The sequence below is a fragment of the Coprococcus ammoniilyticus genome, from assembly GCF_025567345.1.
GTDB classification, from domain to species: domain Bacteria; phylum Bacillota; class Clostridia; order Lachnospirales; family Lachnospiraceae; genus Coprococcus; species Coprococcus ammoniilyticus.
The window spans coordinates 223991-243556 of sequence record NZ_JAOQJS010000004.1 but is presented as its reverse complement, the minus strand read 5'-3'; the positions used below and the strand labels follow the sequence as shown (position 1 = coordinate 243556).

General features: G+C 41.5%; 20 protein-coding genes and 1 riboswitch. Of the genes, 5 read left to right on the top strand and 15 right to left on the bottom strand.

Annotation, left to right across the window (positions count from 1 at the left end; all coding sequences use genetic code 11):
* Window positions 1-3: 3 nt before the first annotated feature.
* From OCV60_RS07515 to ribD, 8 genes are all read right to left on the bottom strand, one after another.
* Entirely contained in the window at window positions 4-546 is a 543-nt protein-coding gene (locus OCV60_RS07515; RefSeq protein WP_021944375.1) for a DJ-1 family glyoxalase III, read from the bottom strand.
* 16 nt (window positions 547-562) lie between these two features.
* Window positions 563-1087 carry a CYTH domain-containing protein gene (locus OCV60_RS07510; protein ID WP_021944374.1) on the bottom strand — a complete coding sequence of 175 codons (525 nt, stop codon included), beginning with the start codon at window positions 1085-1087 and terminating at the stop codon, window positions 563-565.
* Between the two features lie 24 nt (window positions 1088-1111).
* Window positions 1112-1924: a DUF1189 domain-containing protein gene (locus OCV60_RS07505; protein ID WP_021944373.1), complete on the bottom strand. Its 813-nt coding sequence runs from the start codon at window positions 1922-1924 to the stop codon at window positions 1112-1114.
* Window positions 1924-2727, bottom strand: coding sequence for an HAD family hydrolase (locus OCV60_RS07500; RefSeq protein ID WP_262529918.1), 804 nt, complete (start codon window positions 2725-2727; stop codon window positions 1924-1926). The genes OCV60_RS07505 and OCV60_RS07500 overlap by 1 nt, the downstream gene beginning before the upstream one ends.
* Window positions 2728-2848: 121 nt before the next feature.
* A complete protein-coding gene (ribH, locus tag OCV60_RS07495; protein WP_008402941.1) occupies window positions 2849-3310 on the bottom strand; it encodes a 6,7-dimethyl-8-ribityllumazine synthase in 462 nt (153 codons plus the stop codon).
* A 100-nt stretch (window positions 3311-3410) separates the two neighbouring features.
* Window positions 3411-4607, bottom strand: coding sequence for a bifunctional 3,4-dihydroxy-2-butanone-4-phosphate synthase/GTP cyclohydrolase II (locus tag OCV60_RS07490; RefSeq protein WP_021944371.1), 1197 nt, complete (start codon window positions 4605-4607; stop codon window positions 3411-3413).
* 29 nt (window positions 4608-4636) lie between these two features.
* Window positions 4637-5293, bottom strand: a complete 657-nt coding sequence (locus OCV60_RS07485) for a riboflavin synthase (protein ID WP_021944370.1) — start codon at window positions 5291-5293, stop codon at window positions 4637-4639.
* A 232-nt stretch (window positions 5294-5525) separates the two neighbouring features.
* A riboswitch (FMN riboswitch) is annotated at window positions 5526-5657 on the bottom strand.
* A gap of 33 nt (window positions 5658-5690) precedes the next feature.
* On the bottom strand, window positions 5691-6785 hold the full coding sequence (gene ribD, locus OCV60_RS07480; protein ID WP_330659708.1) for a bifunctional diaminohydroxyphosphoribosylaminopyrimidine deaminase/5-amino-6-(5-phosphoribosylamino)uracil reductase RibD: 1095 nt from the start codon (window positions 6783-6785) through the stop codon (window positions 5691-5693).
* A 123-nt stretch (window positions 6786-6908) separates the two neighbouring features.
* On the opposite strand from ribD, the gene OCV60_RS07475 reads away from it, so the two are divergent.
* The gene (locus OCV60_RS07475) at window positions 6909-7415 is read left to right on the top strand and encodes a YqeG family HAD IIIA-type phosphatase (RefSeq protein WP_262529916.1); all 507 of its coding nucleotides are present in this window, start codon (window positions 6909-6911) and stop codon (window positions 7413-7415) included.
* 136 nt (window positions 7416-7551) lie between these two features.
* Here the strand turns inward: OCV60_RS07475 and OCV60_RS07470 are convergent, their stop codons facing one another.
* Window positions 7552-9624 carry a hypothetical protein gene (locus OCV60_RS07470; protein WP_117785436.1) on the bottom strand — a complete coding sequence of 691 codons (2073 nt, stop codon included), beginning with the start codon at window positions 9622-9624 and terminating at the stop codon, window positions 7552-7554.
* Between the two features lie 183 nt (window positions 9625-9807).
* Window positions 9808-11586: a MutS-related protein gene (locus tag OCV60_RS07465; RefSeq protein ID WP_021944366.1), complete on the bottom strand. Its 1779-nt coding sequence runs from the start codon at window positions 11584-11586 to the stop codon at window positions 9808-9810.
* Window positions 11587-11878: 292 nt separating this feature from the next.
* Here OCV60_RS07465 and OCV60_RS07460 point away from each other — a divergent pair, with 292 nt between their 5' ends.
* Window positions 11879-12295, top strand: a complete 417-nt coding sequence (locus OCV60_RS07460; protein WP_021944365.1) for a hypothetical protein — start codon at window positions 11879-11881, stop codon at window positions 12293-12295.
* 77 nt (window positions 12296-12372) lie between these two features.
* On the opposite strand, the gene OCV60_RS07455 is transcribed toward OCV60_RS07460, so the two are convergent.
* From OCV60_RS07455 to OCV60_RS07445, 3 genes are read right to left on the bottom strand one after another with little or no spacing between them, the layout of a single operon-like run.
* On the bottom strand, window positions 12373-13251 hold the full coding sequence (locus tag OCV60_RS07455) for a hypothetical protein (RefSeq protein ID WP_147340229.1): 879 nt from the start codon (window positions 13249-13251) through the stop codon (window positions 12373-12375).
* A gap of 54 nt (window positions 13252-13305) precedes the next feature.
* Complete coding sequence (locus OCV60_RS07450; protein ID WP_117785438.1) at window positions 13306-14196, bottom strand: TPM domain-containing protein; 891 nt, start codon at window positions 14194-14196, stop codon at window positions 13306-13308.
* Window positions 14197-15183, bottom strand: a complete 987-nt coding sequence (locus OCV60_RS07445) for a TFIIB-type zinc ribbon-containing protein (protein ID WP_117821924.1) — start codon at window positions 15181-15183, stop codon at window positions 14197-14199.
* Between the two features lie 222 nt (window positions 15184-15405).
* On the opposite strand from OCV60_RS07445, the gene OCV60_RS07440 reads away from it, so the two are divergent.
* Window positions 15406-15657 (top strand): chorion class high-cysteine HCB protein 13, encoded by a 252-nt coding sequence (locus OCV60_RS07440; RefSeq protein ID WP_117785440.1) that lies wholly within the window; start codon window positions 15406-15408, stop codon window positions 15655-15657.
* On the opposite strand, the gene OCV60_RS07435 is transcribed toward OCV60_RS07440, so the two are convergent.
* Complete coding sequence (locus OCV60_RS07435; RefSeq protein WP_173783371.1) at window positions 15654-15818, bottom strand: hypothetical protein; 165 nt, start codon at window positions 15816-15818, stop codon at window positions 15654-15656. The genes OCV60_RS07440 and OCV60_RS07435 overlap by 4 nt on opposite strands.
* Before the next feature lie 109 nt (window positions 15819-15927).
* On the opposite strand from OCV60_RS07435, the gene OCV60_RS07430 reads away from it, so the two are divergent.
* Together OCV60_RS07430 and OCV60_RS07425 are read left to right on the top strand one after the other, a co-directional pair.
* Complete coding sequence (locus OCV60_RS07430; protein WP_021943384.1) at window positions 15928-16539, top strand: hypothetical protein; 612 nt, start codon at window positions 15928-15930, stop codon at window positions 16537-16539.
* A 77-nt stretch (window positions 16540-16616) separates the two neighbouring features.
* On the top strand, window positions 16617-16874 hold the full coding sequence (locus OCV60_RS07425; protein WP_021943383.1) for a hypothetical protein: 258 nt from the start codon (window positions 16617-16619) through the stop codon (window positions 16872-16874).
* Window positions 16875-17092: 218 nt separating this feature from the next.
* On the opposite strand, the gene leuS is transcribed toward OCV60_RS07425, so the two are convergent.
* Window positions 17093-19510, bottom strand: a complete 2418-nt coding sequence (gene leuS, locus OCV60_RS07420) for a leucine--tRNA ligase (RefSeq protein ID WP_021943381.1) — start codon at window positions 19508-19510, stop codon at window positions 17093-17095.
* Window positions 19511-19566 lie beyond the last annotated feature (56 nt).

Here is a 19566-nt window from a genome sequence, read left to right as displayed (position 1 = left end):
TTCTTATTTGTAAACAATAGCTGCTGCCAGCTTCTCTGATGTATCCTGATCTGTCAGGATCTCAACCAGCTTCAGACCAAAATCAATAGCTGTTCCCATACCTCGGCTTGTAATTACCTTACCGTCTGTTACTACACTGTCATATAATACTTCCGCACAATGAAGTCCCGCCTCCATTCCCGGATAGCAGGTAGCCTTCTTATCCTTTAAGATACCAAATGCTCCAAAAGCAGTAGGTGCTGCACAGATTGCTGCAACATATCTTCCTGCTTCATACTGTCCGCATACAAGATTCTTTACCTTCTCATTTGCGATCAGATTCGTCACACCGGGCATACCACCCGGAAGTACGATCATATCTGCATCATCTGCAAGTTCACTGATTTTCTCATCCATCTTTACTGTGATTCCATGTGAACCTGTAACCGTATCCTGATCGTCTGCTGCCACCATAAGGCAGTCAACCTTTGCACGTCTTAACAGATCTACAACGGTCAATGCTTCTACTTCTTCATATCCTGTTTCAAATAACATTCTGACTTTCATGCTTCTTCCTCCATTCTTAATGTCCGAAAACTCTTGCCATAAATGCAAGTCTCTGTTCTTCATTCATACTGCTTAATGCGCTGTTATGATACGCTCCATCCATAGATACATCTCTGGTAAACCAATCCGGTGCTGCGAAATTATCTGCATCTTCCTTTGTCTCAAATTCGACTTCTGCATAGATCAGCCCCTGATACAGCCCCTCAAAGACATCCAGTTCAATCTTAAGTCCTGCATCCTTTTCCTTATCGCCAGTTGTTCCCTCTGTATCCGTAAGCGGGATGATATACCGACGTTTCGTCACCAGATTTCCATCAACCTTACCAAGCAACCGTTTATAATCCGTCTCATTCATCGGAAGCTCGAATTCCTGTCGTTCCAGTAATCCGCTTGACTTTACTGTAAGAATATATTGTTCATCTGCCTTTCGGATACGGATGACGGGGCTGGTCGAGATATACCCCTGCTCCAGTTCCTTATATGGATACGCTTCCAGTGAAAACGGTATCTCTTTTATCAGATATTTTCTTTCGATCTCCATAAAAGCCTCCTTTTATATCGCCCTTTATAACCAATCCTCCGGTGGTGCTGTTGTTCCCACATGACTTGCGATACCTCTGTTTATCATGGAAAATGCCAGGATCAGAGTGATCACAAACATGATCGATGATGGAATCAGGAAGTCCAGACAGGTATTCACGGATGTCAGCAGCATCGGTAAAGTCAGTCCGTAAAGACATACCCGGAATACATTTCCATAGGACAGCCCTGTATGAAGACCTTTCGCAAGTGTCCGTGCAACGATCGAAAATACAAGTGCAAGGAAGATCATCTTTATTACACTTCCGAACATAATTGCAATGTACATAATGACAATAGCCACATAGAACGCCGGCACTGCGGATGCAAGCTGATCATTGTTAAACCCATCATAGAATAATTTGTCGAGATCCATCGTTGAATATTCATACGTCTGTCCGCCGTTTATCATTCCCATGACTACATTCTCTTTGCCAAATGCAATATACACGCCATTTGTCTTGATATCATCAAGTGTAATTCTGTCATAATCCGTATTCATATATATCGTTGCATTTCCAATATCCAGTGACATCTCTGATTCTGCCGTAAGCTTACCATCCTCAATCACAAACTGCGGAACCTTATTCGTGATCAGGTTATTTAACCCTCCCACATGCATGATAAAGGTAATGACACCGATTCCAAACTCGATAAAGGTCAGGATAAAAGCGATCAATATCATAAATCCTACCGTCTTGCTCGCTTTTAACTTCGTCAGATGCTTATAATTTTTCGGGCTGGATACTGCGATAGCTAACTGATCCACCATGGTTACTTTTGAATATTCTTCGTCCATTAGATAATCTCCATTTTTTTCATAGCTTTATAGATTCCGTCTTCTCTGACATCATCCGTTACAAGACGGACTTTCTTTCTCAGATACTCCGGACCTTTTTTCATTATAATACTATTTGGCACATATGCCAACATAGGTTCATCATTACTTCCGTCTCCAAATGCATAGGCATTTTCTAATGGCAGGTCAAAATAATCAAGCAGATACCGGATACCGGTTGCCTTCGTATATCCCTTTGGCACAACCTCACAAAAATTTCCCTCTCTCTGGATATACATATAATCTTTTTCCAGATATTTCTTAAATGCTTCCAGATACGGAGTATCTGCATCATACCATGCACAAAACTTATCAAAGATCTGATCGTTTGCCGGATCATCATACTCCATATAGGTGCTGGTTGCTTTAAAATAACTGATTAGTTCTTTTAAATGCTCATTATCGGAAAAAGCAGTGCTGGTAAATACCTTGTCCGCATGTTCGTATACGGCATCCATTTTATATTCCCGACATTTCCGAATCACACCTGCACAGACCTCATATGGTGTATCATGATGAAACAATGTCTCTCCATTATAAACAATATGCGTTCCGCAGCCGCAGACAAAGCCATCAAAGCCTGCGCTTCTGATCTCTTCTGTCACATTGCAGAATACTCTTCCCGTATTGATAAATGCCAGGTGTCCGTTCTCTCTTGCCTTTTGTATTGCCTCTTTTGCACTGTCCGGAAAATACCGTTTTCCATCATCCGTGATCAGAGTTCCGTCGATATCAAAAAAGAGAATCTTTCTTGTCTTATTCATGTCTATTTCCTCCGTTTATTATCGCATAAGAACAAAAACGCTCCACGCAGTATGAATACATTCAGGGTTCTATGACCTTTGCATCATAAAACCCTGAACCTTCGTTTATGCTATGCAATTTTTATAACTGCTTCATCAGGTCAATCATCTCAAGTGCGCCCATTGCACAATCATAACCCTTGTTACCTGCCTTTGTTCCGGCACGTTCGATTGCCTGCTCAATATTCTCTGTTGTTACAACACCGAACATAACAGGAATACCGGATTCAAGTGAAACAGATGCGATTCCCTTGGACACTTCATTACATACATAATCATAATGACTGGTTGCTCCACGGATAACTGCTCCAAGGCAGATCACTGCATCATATTTTCCTGACATCGCCATCTTCTTGGCTACAACCGGAATCTCAAATGCTCCCGGGACCCATGCAACAGATATGTCATCCGGATTTACGCTGTGACGTAATAATGCATCCTCTGCACCGCTTACCAGTTTTGATACGATAAATTCATTAAATCTTGCTGCTACAATACCGATCTTGGCACCATTTGCTACGATCATTCCTTCAATCTTCTTCATTTTATTATCCTCCTGTTATTGATTCAATCTCAATATTTACAATTGCTTATTCTCTGTTACCACTAAATCATTATGCATATAATTCCCAGTCCATATGGCTTTACAGATCAAGTATATGACCCATCTTTTCTTTCTTTGTCTTCAGATAAAATGCATCAAATTTGCCCGGCTGCATCTGGATCGGTACTCGTTCCACAATCTCAAGATTGTATCCTGACAAACCATATACCTTTAATGGATTGTTCGTAAGCAGTCTCATCTTTCTGACACCAAGGTCTACTAAGATCTGTGTTCCAATCGTGTAATCTCTTGCATCCTCAGGGAAGCCAAGCTTCAGATTTGCCTCTACGGTATCTAAACCCTGATCCTGTAACTGATATGCTTTGATCTTATTGATCAGACCGATCCCACGTCCTTCCTGTCTCATGTACAGAAGCACGCCTCTGCCTTCCTTTGCGATCATCTTCATCGCTGCATCATACTGCTGGCCACAGTCACAACGGGCTGAACCAAGTGCATCTCCGGTCAGACATTCGGAATGAACTCTGCATAATACCGGCTCGCCATCCGTGATATCACCCTTTACCAGTGCCACATGATGCTCGCCATTTAATTTATTGATATATCCATAGATCGTGAACTCCCCATATCTGGTTGGCATCTTTGCCTTTGCTACACATTCTACAAATACTTCATGTTCCTTACGATACTGAACTAACTTTTCGATCGTGGAGATCTTCAGGTTGTGCTCCTCAGCAAATGCAAGCAGATCATCTTTTCTTGCCATTGTACCATCATCCTTCATGATCTCACAGCACAGACCACATGGCTTCAAGCCTGCAAGTCTGCACAGATCAACCGTTGCCTCTGTATGTCCGCCTCGTTCAATCACTCCGCCCGGAACAGCGCGTAGTGGGAACATATGACCCGGTCTGCGGAAATCCTCCGGCTTTGCAGCTTCTTCTACGAACTTTCTGGCTGTAATGCCACGCTCATACGCTGAGATTCCGGTTGTAGTACTTACATGATCAACAGAAACTGTAAATGCAGTACAATGATTATCTGTATTTGTGATGCACATCTGCGGAAGATTTAATTTCTCCACATAAGAATCATCCATCGGCATACAGATCAGACCTCTGGCATATTTTGCCATAAAGTTTACATTCTCCGTGGTTGCGAATTCAGATGCGCAAATGACATCTCCTTCGTTCTCTCTGTCTTCGTTATCGAGCATAACGACAACCTTACCGGCTGCCAGATCTGCTAATACTTCTTCTATACTGTTTAATTCCATCTGTCTTTACCTCCATAGGAACATTTATTTTATAAGAATCCATTTTCTGCCAAAAAATTCATATCTACTTTTTTTCCTGCATCCGGTTCTTCTTTGTCTTTAAAATGGAGCAGCTTATCTACATATTTGCCAATTACATCGTTTTCCAGATTGACCACTGCTCCGGTCTGCCTGCGGATCAGCGTTGTCTCCTCCGCCGTATGTGGGATGATCGAAACCTTGAAGCAGCGATCATCAACATAAGCAACCGTCAGGCTGATTCCATCGATCGTAATCGATCCCTTCTCGATGATATACTTTAACAGCTTTTTATCACATGTTATTGTCACCCAGATTGCATTTTCTTCTCTAGTGTACTCTGTGATCACCCCGGTTCCGTCGATATGTCCGGATACGATATGTCCACCAAATCTTCCATCTGCCGCCATCGCCCGTTCCAGATTTACCCTGCTGCCGGAGCTTAAGGTTCCAAGATTGCTTCTTCTTATCGTCTCTGCCATCACATCTGCCGTAAACAAATGCCCCGACATTCCTGTGATCGTCAGGCATACCCCATTGACAGCTATGCTGTCACCGATCTCGCTTCCCTGCAGAACCTTATCTGCCTCTATGGTCAGGCGACCGGATGATGTGCCTTTTTCTATCTTCTTTATCGTGCCTGTCTCTTCCACAATGCCTGTGAACATGACTGCCTCCTTTTCGGGGACGTTTTTTTGCAAATAGTCATTTCGTCACCCCATTGACTCTACAAAAAAACTGTCAACCTAATTAATTAACAACTTACTCGCTGAATTACTTCTTTTAACATGTTAAGTTCCTATATAACTTAACATAAAAAAAGCCAGAGAACTATGTCTCCGGCGGGTTGTTTGTTATGAAATGTTGCTGCAGATTCTACGCATACTGATACCTGTTATCTGCATTCTTCTTTCATCCAGACTTTACTGTCGGCTTTGGATTCTCACCAAATCATGCCTTACGGCTCGCGGGCTCACATAGATTACTATGTATACCGCCGGTGGGGAAACGAACCCCGCCCTGAAGACTTCAACATGGTTATATTGGCACAGTTTATTATGTTTGTCAAGCTGTTATCTGAAAATACTGAAGCATGATGTCTGCTCCAAACCTCTGAACGGAACCAAGCTCAAACGGATAGGCTTCTTCTGGTGATTCTACTCCCATACCACCGACCGGTGTATAACCTGCACTTCCTCCAAAGATCTTCGGTGCTATATAGACATCGACCTCTTTTACGATACCTGCTTTTAATGCACTTTCATTTAAGGTTCCGCCACCTTCAAGCAGAATTCCGTCTATGTTTCTTGCGCCGAGCTGTCTCATCAGTTCCTGCAGATCCACATGACCATCCACATTCTCCGTCTCGATGATCTCAACGCCTGCCCCGATCAGCTTCTGCTTCTTATCTGTCTGATCCTCTGACTGTATGGTTGCAAGAATCGTCGGTACTTCAGACGCTGTTCTTACGATCTGTGAATCCATAGGAATCCGAAGTCTGCTGTCGCAAATAATACGGACCGGATTTCTGCCTCCTTCTATCCTGCAGGTAAGTGCCGGATCATCTTTTATCACGGTCTCGCTTCCGACCATGATACCTGTAAGTGCATTTCTCTGCTCCATCACATGGGCTCTTGCTTCTTCGCCGGTGATCCATTTACTCTTTCCACTGTATGTTGCGATCTTACCATCCATAGTCATTGCATATTTCATTACGACATATGGTGTCTTATTTACAATATAATGGAAAAATACCGGATTCAGGCTGTCACATTCTTCTTTTAATACATGTGTGATAACTTCAATCCCTGCATCCCGTAGTATCTGATATCCCTTTCCCGATACAAGCGCATTCGGATCATCCGATCCGACATAGACTCTGCTGATCTTATGTTCGATGATCGCATTCACGCACGGAGGCTGTTTGCCATAGTGGCAGCAGGGCTCCAGCGTCACATACATTTCCGCTCCCGTTGCGTCCTCTGTCAGATGTGCAAATGCATCTCTCTCCGCATGAAGCTCTCCGTATCTTCTGTGATATCCCTCACCAATAATCCGCCCATCCTTTACGATCACTGCTCCGACCAGCGGATTTGGATTTACCGCTCCGATTCCTTTTTTTGCCAGTTCAATGGCTCTCCTCATATATGTTTCCTGCATATTGTCTAACCTCGTATTCCTTATCTGATCATTATCTGCTTCTTATTTACTTCCTGTATACTTCTTGACAAATCTGTTTTACACTATTTATAATTTCACTATCTTATACTATTGGAGTTTAACATGTTTCAGAAATTTTATCCATCAGAATATTATACATCAACCTATGTCATTGACTTTGTCGAATATTATAAAAAAGGCTATCGTGGCATCTTATTTGACATCGACAATACTCTTGTTCCTCATAATGCTCCGGCAACAGAGGAAGCAATCAGACTTATCCACCGGTTAAAAGAGATTGGATTTGGTATCTGTCTGGTATCCAACAACAAAGAGCCAAGAGTTGCGGAATTCAACAAGCCTTTGGATGTAAAGTACATCTATAAAGCCGGAAAGCCAAAACGCTCCGGCTACCAGAAAGCCATGCAGCTTCTCGGCACCGATACTACAAATACTCTCTTTGTCGGAGATCAGTTGTTTACAGATCTCTGGGGCGCAAATAACACCGGTATCACTTCACTGTTAGTGCAGCCAATCGATAAAAAAGAGGAGATCCAGATTATCCTGAAGCGGATTCCTGAAAAGTGGATCTTGCATTCCTACCTGAAAAAACATCAGATTGTACGGTAAATCAGGCAGGCTTGTTCCATAATAATAGTATCAGTTCTCATTTTTCTAACAATAAAGAGATATACATTTCAGATCTAAGTTTTTCATCTGGAATGTATACCTCTTTTTATTTGCTCTTATTGTCTAAGCTTTTATACTAAACTAACATATCCATGTTCAGACGTTTGATTACCTGGAAGGATTTTGCACGAAGCTCTTCTGCATCAAACTGTGACAGCATGGTATCTTTGTCCCACTTTGTCTTCATCAATGCATTTAACAGATCTTCGATATACGCCTTTACATATTTTACGTTTTCTTCTGACTTGTCTTTCAGAAGAACTACAATGTTATCGATTGCTTCAATCACACCGGACTCCTGCTGTTTTACAGGTGCCTGACCGGATTCATCGGATAACTCAATAACCTTACCGGTCTTGGTAATGATAACCTTCTTATTTGGAGCACTTGCAGCCTTTGAAGTTCCCTTCTTGTCAAGCATTCTGTGGATTACTTTTACAAGACATGCAACAGCATAAGTTGCTTCTTCTGCGGTTGGCTTCTCAAGCCCCTTGTCATTATGCTGATTCCATAACCATTCAGACTTACACAACATTTCTTCTACAGATGCATCACGTAGTAATCTTGCAAGATCTGCATCAGCCGCTGAGCCTTTGTTCTTTCCGAAGAAACCACCACCGGATGTCTGTGTCTCCTGACCGTACTTTGCAGGCAATACAATCTTTGCATAAGTTTCCTGTAAATACTTCTTTGCTGTATTCAGATCATATCCTGAGCTGATGATCTGCAGCTTACCACCGCCAAGTCCATTAACGATCATATCTTCAGCAGCCATAAATAACAGGTGCTTCTGTCTGTCGTCGATCATCTTCTTGATCTCGTAGTTGGTCTTGCTCTTCTCAAGGATTGAATTCTTACGAACCTTAAATGCCTTGATCTTTTCCTTTACACTGAAGAACTGCTTCAGAAGATTTGGATTTGCATTTACATAATTATTGATCCATGTTAATTCAATGTACTGATGCTCGATCTTATTTGAAATCTCATATACATTGTATCCGTCAAATACAACATTTAATGTTGTATAGAGAAGTTCAAGCATCTCATACTTTTCTTCCCATGAACGTGTTGACATATCCTGATTTACGATTGCCTTGATACCACATTCGTAGAATACAAGGTTATATTCATACAGACCTTCAAAGATATTTGTCTTGCCATTCAACTGGGAACCGGTTCCAAGTGTCTGAAGATTCTTCTTCATCTCCGGTTCATCCTCGATATATTTGTATACCTTCTTGATAAATCCTGAAACCTCAGCAAGAAGAGTATCGATCCTCTTGTTGTAAATCTCCTGCTTGGAGATAGCAGATACAACACTTCTGGACAGTACACTTGTACTCTGTGCACTGTTACAGTTACGAATCAGCTCCTTGAAATTCTCATATACCGCAAGATTGTCAATTGGAATGTATTCTGCATTTAATCCGTAGAATTCAAATGCTTTTCCATAATTCTTGTCATTGATATATGCATTAAACAAACCAATGCTGAACTGAATCTTATAATCATTTCCAACATGTGGATCTTCCACTACATAGTCAAAGAGAACTTCCAGATTGTTGATGTATGCATCTGATTTTGCTGATGAAAGTGGGAGTCCCATCTCCATTACAACATTGATCAGATCCAGATATCCCATCACTGCCTTATCAAAGTTCTTTGGTCTGTCGTCATCCTCTAAGATCTGATAACTTACATTGATAAGTAATGGTGCGATACGCTCGCCGATCAGCCGCATAGCCTCCGGGAACTTCTCTGTCTGATACAGATAGATCAGCCAAATGCTGTATCTGTAAATACCAGTTGCACTGATAGGTGCATCGATGTCTGATGGATCAATATCACCATAAATAAATTTGAATAATGGCTCTATCCACTCTTCAATCTCATAACGTCCGGTTGCCTTAATATTAAAATCAACGAATTCAGCAAGCTCATATAACTTTGTACACTGAGCCTTTACTTCATCATCAACCATCATGGATGATAAATCAAAATTACTGTCTTTCAGATAATCAATAACAAGTGCATAAAAACCGTCCTCAACCTGCTCGTTCAAAAATCTGATCAGTAATCCTTTGTTATTGGATGCTGCTATGGATAGAACATTATTATCATTGTCTGATGCAATGTTAGCTGGTAGCATATTCTATTCCTCCTTTTTTGTCTATTCTTTGTATGCTTTCGATAAAATTTCCTTCATATTTATAACTATATCACAAAACATTTTACTCTTCAATCAGTTTTTGGTAATTTCTACAAATCGTCATTGTGCATAATTGCTGAAAATACGAATCCTATGAATTGAAAATCGTTTTGTCAGTATTTACTAATCAAGTCCTGCCATATGAAGGATTGCCATCGCATTTGTCGTTGTACATCTGCCATCCTTCTTCTTATAATCAAACTTTAACTGATCACCTTCATAGTACTCCTCAAAATGATAATTTGCTGCCGGCACTCCGCTCTCACTCTTCAGCTCACACAGTTCAAAATCGTGCGTAGATACAAGTGTCATGGAATGATCATCCGACAGCTTTCGGATCACCTGGGTTGCTCCTACAATACGGTCTGCCGAATTTGTACCTTTAAATATCTCATCGATCAGACATAACATCGGCATTTCATTCTTCTTATATTCAACCATCGACTTGATCCGGAGTATCTCTGCATAAAAGGTTGATATACCATTACTGACATCATCCGTCACGCGCATGGATGTAAATATCTTCATGTAATCTGCATGCATTTTCTCTGCGCATACCGGAGCTCCGGCATATGCAAGGATCAGGTTGATGCCAAGGGTTCGTAAAAATGTTGTCTTGCCGGACATGTTAGAACCGGTAATGATCGTAGCTCCCCCTTTAAAGGCTGCATCATTTGGAACTACCTTCGACGGATTGATCAACGGGTGACGCAAATTTTCTGCTGATACTTCTACTTTCTCATGTCTTGTCACCTCCGGATAGGACACCTCTCTGGTACGGGCAAGTACTGCAAAGGATAACAATTCCTCCATTCTTGAAATCGCATGGATCCAGTCCTTCACCTGACTGCCATACTGGTCTCTCCACTTATCCATCATAATTCCAAGATGAAAATCCCATAAAAACAATCCACATAATACCTGATGTACGATTGGATTATAACGGATATTGAATGCTGCGCTGATACGCTCCAGCTTCTTTACAGCATTCAGTGCTCCGGAATCTGTAGAGATTGTATTCTTGATATCATTCAACAACTCTGAATCAAATGTTTCACCGGAGACCAGTTCAAACATCCGGATATAGTCATTGATCACATATCCAAATGAGATCATCGGCATAACCGCCTGTCCTGCAACACCTGATGTGATCCATGCAAACAGCAAAACTACAAAAAAGGAGATCAGGGAATATCCCAGATTGACTTTTCCCATAATACCCAGAATCAGAAGCACGATCGTTATCAACGGAAGCAGAAAACGAAGCACTTGGAAAATCTCCGGTATATGATCATCACTGGTACAATAGGCAACAAATTCATCGGATGAATATTTTTTCTTCTTTCCGGTTTCTGACTTCACACACAATGTCTCAAAGTCCATGGAGAAGTCATGCTTCTCTGCAAGCTCCTGTATCGCGATCTGACGTTTCGTTCTGTCCTCTGCCGCAAATTCAGGCTGTCTTAACGTTTCAGCAAGCATCTGCCTGCCATCCTCTGTTCCTGCCACACAGATAAACTGATAGATGGAATTCTTTCCCATAATATCCAGATCCTTTGCTACAAGATCATCATCGGTCAGATACTCGGAGCCATCTTCTGCGAACTCCTTCCAACTATCATCATAACGTTTCATATACCGCTCATATACGATCACCTTTGCTTTCGTATATTCCAGTTCCTCATTCAGCTTACCATGCCGGAACACCAGCAGTACAAAAATAACGACAGCCACGATACCTACTGCAAGAAACGGTATATTGGAATCATATAGTCCGACGATCAGTCCGCCCAGCATCACAAGGAACATCAGGAACCGGATTGTACCAATATTGGAATAACTATGTTCCAGCTCCTTCTGTCTCTTTTTTAAATCTTCTAACTCTGTCTTAAATCGACCCATTTTTCTTCCCCCTCTGATCTCTGCTATTTTTATTTGTTCTTAATTTTATCTTCATATATGTCCTTTCAATCCTCTTCCAGGAAAATCCTCACGCTGATCAATATACGATCATATATCTTTCAAAACTATAGCATACTTCATCTTATCAGGCAAATGTTAAAAGTTCGTGAAATCTGCCTGCATTCCCTTTTTGTTTATCATTGTTTTCTTGCTTTTTCCGTGTATACATATTAAAATTATGGAAACGTTATTTATAACGACTTTACATCATATATAAAGGAGATTATGTATTATGGGAAAAGGTAAATTATTCAAAGCCGCTGCTACGATCGCTGCGATCGGCGGTGTTTGCTATGTATTCCGGGATAAGATTAAAAATTCTACTGTATACCAGTCATTGGATATGGATGACAAGGTAGAGAAAGTAAAAAATACGATTAAAGAAAAAATGCCTGCAAAGGAAGAACCGGAGCGTAATTATTTCTCTTTAGATGATGCTCCTGTGGAAGGAACAATCGATCAGCAGTCAGAAAACACCTCTGACATTTCGGCAGATAATGCCAAACCGGAGGAAACAGAACATTCCACTGAAGAAGCAGCCACTGTTACAGAAGAAATTGAAAGCCCGATTCTTTATGAAAATGAAGGCTTATCCGATGTATCAGAGGATCTCGATGTGATCGAAGAACAGGACAAACTGGATGTATAAGCACATCACCAAATGATTGCTTTGCAGTATAGCTATTAAAAAACGGGGCAGACCCGGTAACACTCCACTGTGTTATCCTATCTGTCCCGTTTTTTCTTTTGTATATATGGCAATATTGTATCCAGGATCTTCTCATCATGAAAATCATGCTCAAATATTGCACCATTTGCATTTGAAATGATCAGCTTGTACACATCCCGCGGCGGCATCCATGGCAGTATTTTCTTTGTTTCCTTATGTCTGGAAACCACATCGATATCCCGCAGCACAATGATATCCGTCCGGAATGGGGTCCAGATTACCAGATATTTTCTGGTCACATAACAATTTCCTGTTTCATAAACCAGTGCATCATGCAACTGACGGTTAATATCTCCTGTTAACAGCTTCTTGTCACGATATCCTTTCATCTGACGAATCTGTGGATGCTTCCATGGATAAAACCAGTATACAATTCCCTCAATGATCGATAATATAATCACTGCAAATGCAATGATCAACGCAGCCTTTACGATCATATAAAATGTCTTTGGATAATCCACCTCACTGATCAGATAATCGTATGTGATAGTCTCTAACTGCTGCTGTTCGATTCCTACACTCTCCGCACATTCTGACAATATATAATTATATGCCGCAGGATCCTTCTTCAACTGTCCCTGCACCAGATAATCACAGATGATCGTCTCATCACTGTCAAGCAGAACAACCATAAATTTACCATTTACCCAGACATAATAATAACCGCCTACCCGTTCTCCATCTATCTCATAATCGTATCCCATATAGGTCAGCTTCTGAAACCGCATTTCTACATTAGTGGTGCCTGCATCATATAAGACTCCTAATTGCTGCGGATCATCCACATGATAAAAATCCAGATTATTCAACAGATGAAAATGCCGCATACCGCCAACGATCAGCAACATGATCACGATCGTAGGCAGTAATGACATTCCTGTATTCTTTAATAATAATATATTTAACTTCTTGTTCTCTAGCATTTCGTTTTAAAAATGGCTTCCGCCACCACCGTGGCTGCCGCCTCCTCCACCGCTGCTGCCGCCTCCGCCGCTGCTGGATGATTCGATCTTAACACTGGTAACTTCCTTGCGGACAAATATATCCCTTCTGTCCAGTACCTGCGCATTTCCATTTACATATGTATTCAGATTAGTTGTCGTTTCGCCTGCCTTCTTTGACATATTCGTTATAAAGAATATAGCTCCACAGATCAACACCAGAATCACAATATAAAATGGGGGAATCTTCAGGCCGCCACCACTGGAGCTCTTCATACACTGTACCGCCCCCTGGATCATAGTTGCAAACCCCTTCTCTGCATCCTCTCTCAGGTACTTGCCACCTTTCTCTGTTAGGCTGGATGCTTTGGAATCACTGATCCTTGCTCTGACTCTTGTTCCTGTTGTGCTCATCCATACATCACCAGCTTCATAATTTGCAGCTATAATGATGCTGTCGCTTGGTACATAGCCATCGCTGGTGCTCCGGTTACTTTGTGGGTTGTATTCCCAGTTTTCCCAACCAAAGCGTTCCTGCTCACTGAAGCTCTTGGCAACTGTCTTGATTGCCTCAAATTCTTCATAATAAGTATCGTCCATATAAGTACCGAACATACTCTGTGCCTGTGCATTATCGATCGTCATTACAACGATATCCATGCCTGTTTTGTCTTCCCATTTTGCAATCTTTTTTTCCAGTGACTGTTCCTCATTGCCTGTCAGTTTATCTGCATAATCAAACACACGCTGATCTGTCCTGCATTCCGTATTACTCCGTGCATCATGCTTCAGATTGCTGTTTGAAACGATCAGTCCCATGATCATAAATACAATACCGATCGCAAATAATATAAGAACTGTTATCCTGAATTTTTTCATTTACAACACCTCCAGAAGCATAGCAATTCCACTGGCACAAGCCGCAACCGATGCAGCAAATGCTGCTGTCAGTCCGATTGCACGGCTGACACTTCTTGGCGGAGTTCCAACACACTTTCCAGTCTGGCCATTTACATAAAACATATAATTCTGTCCTTGATACCGATATTCATAAATCCACACCGGCATCAAAGCAAATTTATTTCCAAGCAACTGATTATTGGCATTCATGTTTTTAGTCAACAACGAATTATATCCACTGGCTTCACTTTTTGCCCACTCCATGGATGTATCGTTGATCTTTTTAACCGCACGTCCGGATAACTGATCTGGGGTATAATTATAAACCTCTGCCTCAAAGCCTGACATGAACTTATTATCATGCTTTAACAGCGCATCATATCCATAAGGCTCCATCAGGTCCATAATTCCATCCGGCATCTCGACTGATGCATCAACCGGAATTCCGTTGTATTTGATATGCAATTTCCGGTATACATCAAAATAAGATGTCTCCGTGTATCTCCTGTCTCCGGATGTCCATGTCCGCACCTTCGTACCAATTGCGGTATAATCAACATTGGAATCAAAATCATATATCCAGAATGGAACATATACTCCCCGAAGCTTTTCCAGTGTCTTTGTCGATAAAAAGTCCGCTGGCAGGAATAACTTTTTTCCAAATTCTTCCTTTAGCTTCTCTTCTGCCAGATGTTTTGAAAACTTAAATGGCAGGATCATATCCGGTCCATACGGATACACCACAAAGTCATCTCTGATCAGAAATGTACCACAGGCTGGACATTTTCCTGCTGAACCATATTCATTCCGATATGTGATCTGTGATCCGCAGGACGGACAGATCATCGGTGTCTCCGACGGTATACTCTGCTCACAGTCACTTCCACCACAGCTCAGGCATTTCATATGTCCACTTTGTGGATCAAATACAACATTTCCACCACAGTTTACACATTTATAAATCATACTGTTATCTTCTCCTGTTTTTACCCCTTTATAAGCGCTTTTGCGTTCATTATTTCGTGAGCATAACTCACTCAATGCATTCGAAAAATCGTCCTTACAAGCAAGCGATTCTTCACCATTATATCATATCTATGGTTTTTTCGTATATTGTTTTTGTATTTTTGTCACATTTGTCTTTCCCCGGAATACTCTATAGCATAAAGAAAATTGGAGGTATTTACCATGAGTGATTTATCAGCAACACAGTGCGGTTGTGGAAAAAATGGAATGTTTGGTTTTGGTGGAGGCAGCAGCTGCTCTTGCATCATCATCCTTCTTCTTCTCTTCTCCTGCTGCGGAAATGGTTTTGGAAATGACTGTGGCTGTGGCGGCGGAAGTAATGGCTGTGACTGCATCTGGATCATCCTGATTCTCCTTTGCTGCTGTGGTGGATGCGGCAATGGAAATGACTGCGGTTGTGGCTGTGGATGCTAACAGCAACCATTCCCTTTCATTTCAAAATGATGCGGGAACATATGAAATGCGATCAGTGACCATTTCACCAATATAACAAGCATGCTACCGGAATTGTCCCATGCCTTACCGCTGGCAGTTCCGGTTATTCTTGCAGCATCCATTTTCTGTTTATTATGCATAATTACACCTGACTATTCATAAATAACACTATGAAACTTATAACAGAAAACGGGTAACCGGCTAACCATCCGGAAACATCCGTATCACAGTACTCATAAGGAGGTTTCCATGAATCAGATTCCGCACTCCCATCCACTTGACAAATTAATATCGGATGACCGTCTGTTTCTTCTGGAAGCAATCCTACCCTTTGTGGAAGGACCTATGCGCATGCCACTCGTTATCTATCTGAAAATGATGGAACTCCAACAGATCATGCGTGTGATCAACAATCAGTCCTATATCCGTCAGTGTGATTTCAACCGTGATCTTCATAATCAAAATGATATTCTGGCATCGCTGGCCCAGTGTGGCTTTCCGGATATCGCCGATCAGATGAAAAATATGCAGCAGGCAATGAATATGATGCAGGTTATGAATGCCATGAACCGGACCGATTCTGAGTTTCCGGATTTTCAAAGCATTTTCCAGGCTTATGACCAAACCGTTCAAGCTGAACCGGATAACACATCTATATCCACAGATACAGAATATACAAATAATAATCCGTCCATACAGGGGAACAGAACAGATGAGAAAATTCACGATTCCTCCACACATGAAAACACGAAAAATACCAGTACGACTGATCAATCATTATCCCAACATAGCGACAATTCCATAGATCACATCATGCAGTTGTTACAGGAATACGACACGAACACCCGGTCTGCAACCTGACCGGTCATTATAGATTATAAATACATATAACCGGAATCAAAATAAATCCTATAAAACAGAAAGGACGATCCATTGCCATGAATCAATTTGAAAACGATCCCCGTCTGAAAAACCTTATGCCCCTGAAACGTCAGATTATTCTGGAACTTGCAAACGGTTCCCACAATGCTACTATGGAACAGATGTTTCCTCAGATCATGCAGTTAAACCGGGAGCTTCAAAAACGTAATCTTTCTTTCTCAAAAGAGGAATCCAATCTCATCATGGATATTATGATGGAACAGGCTTCCCCTGCTGAACGCCAGAAGATCGCCATGTTTCGTAATTTCCTGTAAAATATAAATAAGCAGCTTTGCCTGCCTTGCAGGCTCACTGCTTATTTTGTATTTATATTTATGAAATAATATGATTTCTACGTTCTTCGAACTCCCGAAATCATCCCACAACATGCGCATTCCGAGCATCCGCTCTACATGCTTATGTTGTTTTTTCCGTCAAATAAATAAGCAGCTTTGCCTGCCTTGCAGGCACACTGCTTATTTGCTTGACAGATTTATTTCATCACAATGTTTACAATTCTTCCCGGTACATAAATTTCTTTTACGATATTGCCAGTCAGCTTGTCTGCGATAGCTTCTTTTGCCTTTGCAATAACATCATCCTTTGGATCAGCCTTATTGATTGAAAGAGTTGCTTTCATCTTACCATTGATCTGGACTGCAATCTCTACTGTAGACTCAACAGTCTTTGCCTCATCAAATGTTGGCCATGATGCCTGATAAAGATATCCATCGTAACCAAGAATACTCCACATTTCCTCTGTGATATGTGGTGCAACCGGATTCAATAATGTAAGGAGTGTCTTCATCTCACCCTTTGTCACTGCATTCTTCTTATAGAAATCATTTACAAGTGCCATCATAGCAGCAATAGCTGTATTATACTTCAGATTCTCAAAGTCAGTTGAAACCTTCTTGATCGTCTGATGCATCTTTGTCTCCATATCCTTAGAGTAAGCATCACCATCTACTACGATATCCTGCAGTTTCCATACTCTCTCAAGGAAACGACGACATCCCTTTACACCATCATCTGACCATGATGCAGCAAGATCAAAGGCTCCAATGAACATCTCATATGTTCTTAATGTATCTGCACCATATGCATTTACAATATCATCCGGATTTACAACATTTCCTCTGGACTTACTCATCTTCTCGCCATTCTCACCAAGGATCATACCATGGGAAGTACGCTTCTGATATGGTTCCGGTGTAGGAACAACGCCCTGATCATACAGGAATTTATGCCAGAATCTGGAATAAAGCAGATGAAGTGTTGTATGCTCCATACCACCATTGTACCAGTCAACCGGCAGCCAGTATTTTAATGCTTCCTTGCTTGCAAGTGCCTCTGTATTCTTTGGATCCGTGTATCTCAAGAAATACCACGATGAACCAGCCCACTGAGGCATGGTATCTGTCTCACGCTTTGCAGGACCTCCACAACATGGGCACTTCACATTTACCCAATCCGTCATAGCTGCAAGTGGAGATTCTCCATTATCCGTTGGCATATAGCTCTCTACCTCCGGAAGCATCAGCGGAAGTTCACTTTCATCAAGAGGTACATAGCCACATTTATCACAATGAATGATCGGAATTGGCTCGCCCCAGTATCTCTGACGGGAGAAAACCCAGTCACGGAGCTTATAATTAACTTTTGCCTTACCGATTTTCTTTTCTTCCAGGAACTCGATCATCTTCTCTTTTGCATCTTTTACCTGTAAACCATTTAAGAAGCCGGAATTGATCAGAACACCTGTTGCAACATCTGTAAATGCTGCTTCATTGATATCTACTTCTTCTCCATCCTTTGCTACAACCTGAATCAGCGGCAGATTGAATTTCTTTGCAAATTCCCAGTCTCTTTCGTCATGTGCAGGAACCGCCATGATCGCACCTGTACCATATGACATCAGTACATAATCGGATACCCAGATCGGGATCTCTTTCTCATTTACAGGATTGATTGCTACCAGACCATCAATAGCTACACCGGTCTTATCCTTTGCAAGCTCAGAACGCTCAAAATCAGACTTTCTGGCAGCCTGCTCTCTGTAGCTTTCGATCTCAGACCAGTTCTTGATCTCATCTTTATATTTATCAAGCAATGGATGCTCCGGTGATACAACCATATAGGTTGCTCCAAATAATGTATCACATCTGGTTGTGTAGATACGAAGCTTATCTTCTTTTCCTTTGATCTGGAAATCCACTTCTGCACCTGTAGAACGTCCGATCCAGTTCTTCTGTGATACCTTCACACGCTCAATATAATCAACAGTATCGAGACCTTCGATCAGCTTATCTGCATATTCTGTGATCTTTAACATCCATTCAGATTTGACCTTACGGACAACCGGTGCACCACAACGCTCACAGACACCATTTACAACTTCCTCATTTGCAAGACCAACCTTACAGGATGTACACCAGTTGATCGGCATTTCTTTCTTATATGCCAGACCTGCCTTGAATAACTTCAGGAAGATCCACTGTGTCCATTTGTAATATTCCGGATCCGTTGTATTGATCTCACGATCCCAGTCAAATGAATATCCAAGGGAATGAAGCTGTGCCTTAAATCTTGCTACGTTATTCTTTGTTACTTCCTTTGGATGGATCTTGTTCTTGATCGCATAATTCTCGGTCGGAAGTCCAAATGCATCCCAACCCATTGGATAAAGAACATTATAGCCCTGCATTCTTCTCTTTCTGGCTACAATATCGAGTGCTGTATATGGCCTTGGATGACCAACATGAAGTCCCTGTCCGGATGGATATGGGAACTCAACTAATGCGTAATATTTTGGTTTACTGTAATCATCTGTTGCAGCAAAAGCCTTGTTATCATCCCAGACCTTCTGCCACTTCTTCTCAACAACTTTATGATTATATGCTGTTGCCATGTCATTTCCTCCTGAAAAATGTTTGTAAAGTGTAATAGGAGCCTAATCATATATGA

Coding starts and splice junctions, on each gene's coding strand:
- OCV60_RS07510 (WP_021944374.1), bottom strand. CDS start 1,087: ATGGAGATCGAAAGAAAATATCTGATAAAAGAGATACCGTTTTCACTG.
- leuS (WP_021943381.1), bottom strand. CDS start 19,510: ATGGCAACAGCATATAATCATAAAGTTGTTGAGAAGAAGTGGCAGAAG.
- OCV60_RS07445 (WP_117821924.1), bottom strand. CDS start 15,183: ATGATTTATAAATGTGTAAACTGTGGTGGAAATGTTGTATTTGATCCA.
- OCV60_RS07435 (WP_173783371.1), bottom strand. CDS start 15,818: ATGCATAATAAACAGAAAATGGATGCTGCAAGAATAACCGGAACTGCC.
- OCV60_RS07515 (WP_021944375.1), bottom strand. CDS start 546: ATGAAAGTCAGAATGTTATTTGAAACAGGATATGAAGAAGTAGAAGCA.
- ribD (WP_330659708.1), bottom strand. CDS start 6,785: ATGCAGGAAACATATATGAGGAGAGCCATTGAACTGGCAAAAAAAGGA.
- ribH (WP_008402941.1), bottom strand. CDS start 3,310: ATGAAGAAGATTGAAGGAATGATCGTAGCAAATGGTGCCAAGATCGGT.
- OCV60_RS07470 (WP_117785436.1), bottom strand. CDS start 9,624: ATGCTACCAGCTAACATTGCATCAGACAATGATAATAATGTTCTATCC.
- OCV60_RS07450 (WP_117785438.1), bottom strand. CDS start 14,196: ATGAAAAAATTCAGGATAACAGTTCTTATATTATTTGCGATCGGTATT.
- OCV60_RS07490 (WP_021944371.1), bottom strand. CDS start 4,607: ATGGAATTAAACAGTATAGAAGAAGTATTAGCAGATCTGGCAGCCGGT.
- OCV60_RS07440 (WP_117785440.1), top strand. CDS start 15,406: ATGAGTGATTTATCAGCAACACAGTGCGGTTGTGGAAAAAATGGAATG.
- OCV60_RS07505 (WP_021944373.1), bottom strand. CDS start 1,924: ATGGACGAAGAATATTCAAAAGTAACCATGGTGGATCAGTTAGCTATC.
- OCV60_RS07455 (WP_147340229.1), bottom strand. CDS start 13,251: ATGTCATTACTGCCTACGATCGTGATCATGTTGCTGATCGTTGGCGGT.
- OCV60_RS07430 (WP_021943384.1), top strand. CDS start 15,928: ATGAATCAGATTCCGCACTCCCATCCACTTGACAAATTAATATCGGAT.
- OCV60_RS07460 (WP_021944365.1), top strand. CDS start 11,879: ATGGGAAAAGGTAAATTATTCAAAGCCGCTGCTACGATCGCTGCGATC.
- OCV60_RS07425 (WP_021943383.1), top strand. CDS start 16,617: ATGAATCAATTTGAAAACGATCCCCGTCTGAAAAACCTTATGCCCCTG.
- OCV60_RS07475 (WP_262529916.1), top strand. CDS start 6,909: ATGTTTCAGAAATTTTATCCATCAGAATATTATACATCAACCTATGTC.
- OCV60_RS07465 (WP_021944366.1), bottom strand. CDS start 11,586: ATGGGTCGATTTAAGACAGAGTTAGAAGATTTAAAAAAGAGACAGAAG.
- OCV60_RS07500 (WP_262529918.1), bottom strand. CDS start 2,727: ATGAATAAGACAAGAAAGATTCTCTTTTTTGATATCGACGGAACTCTG.
- OCV60_RS07485 (WP_021944370.1), bottom strand. CDS start 5,293: ATGTTCACAGGCATTGTGGAAGAGACAGGCACGATAAAGAAGATAGAA.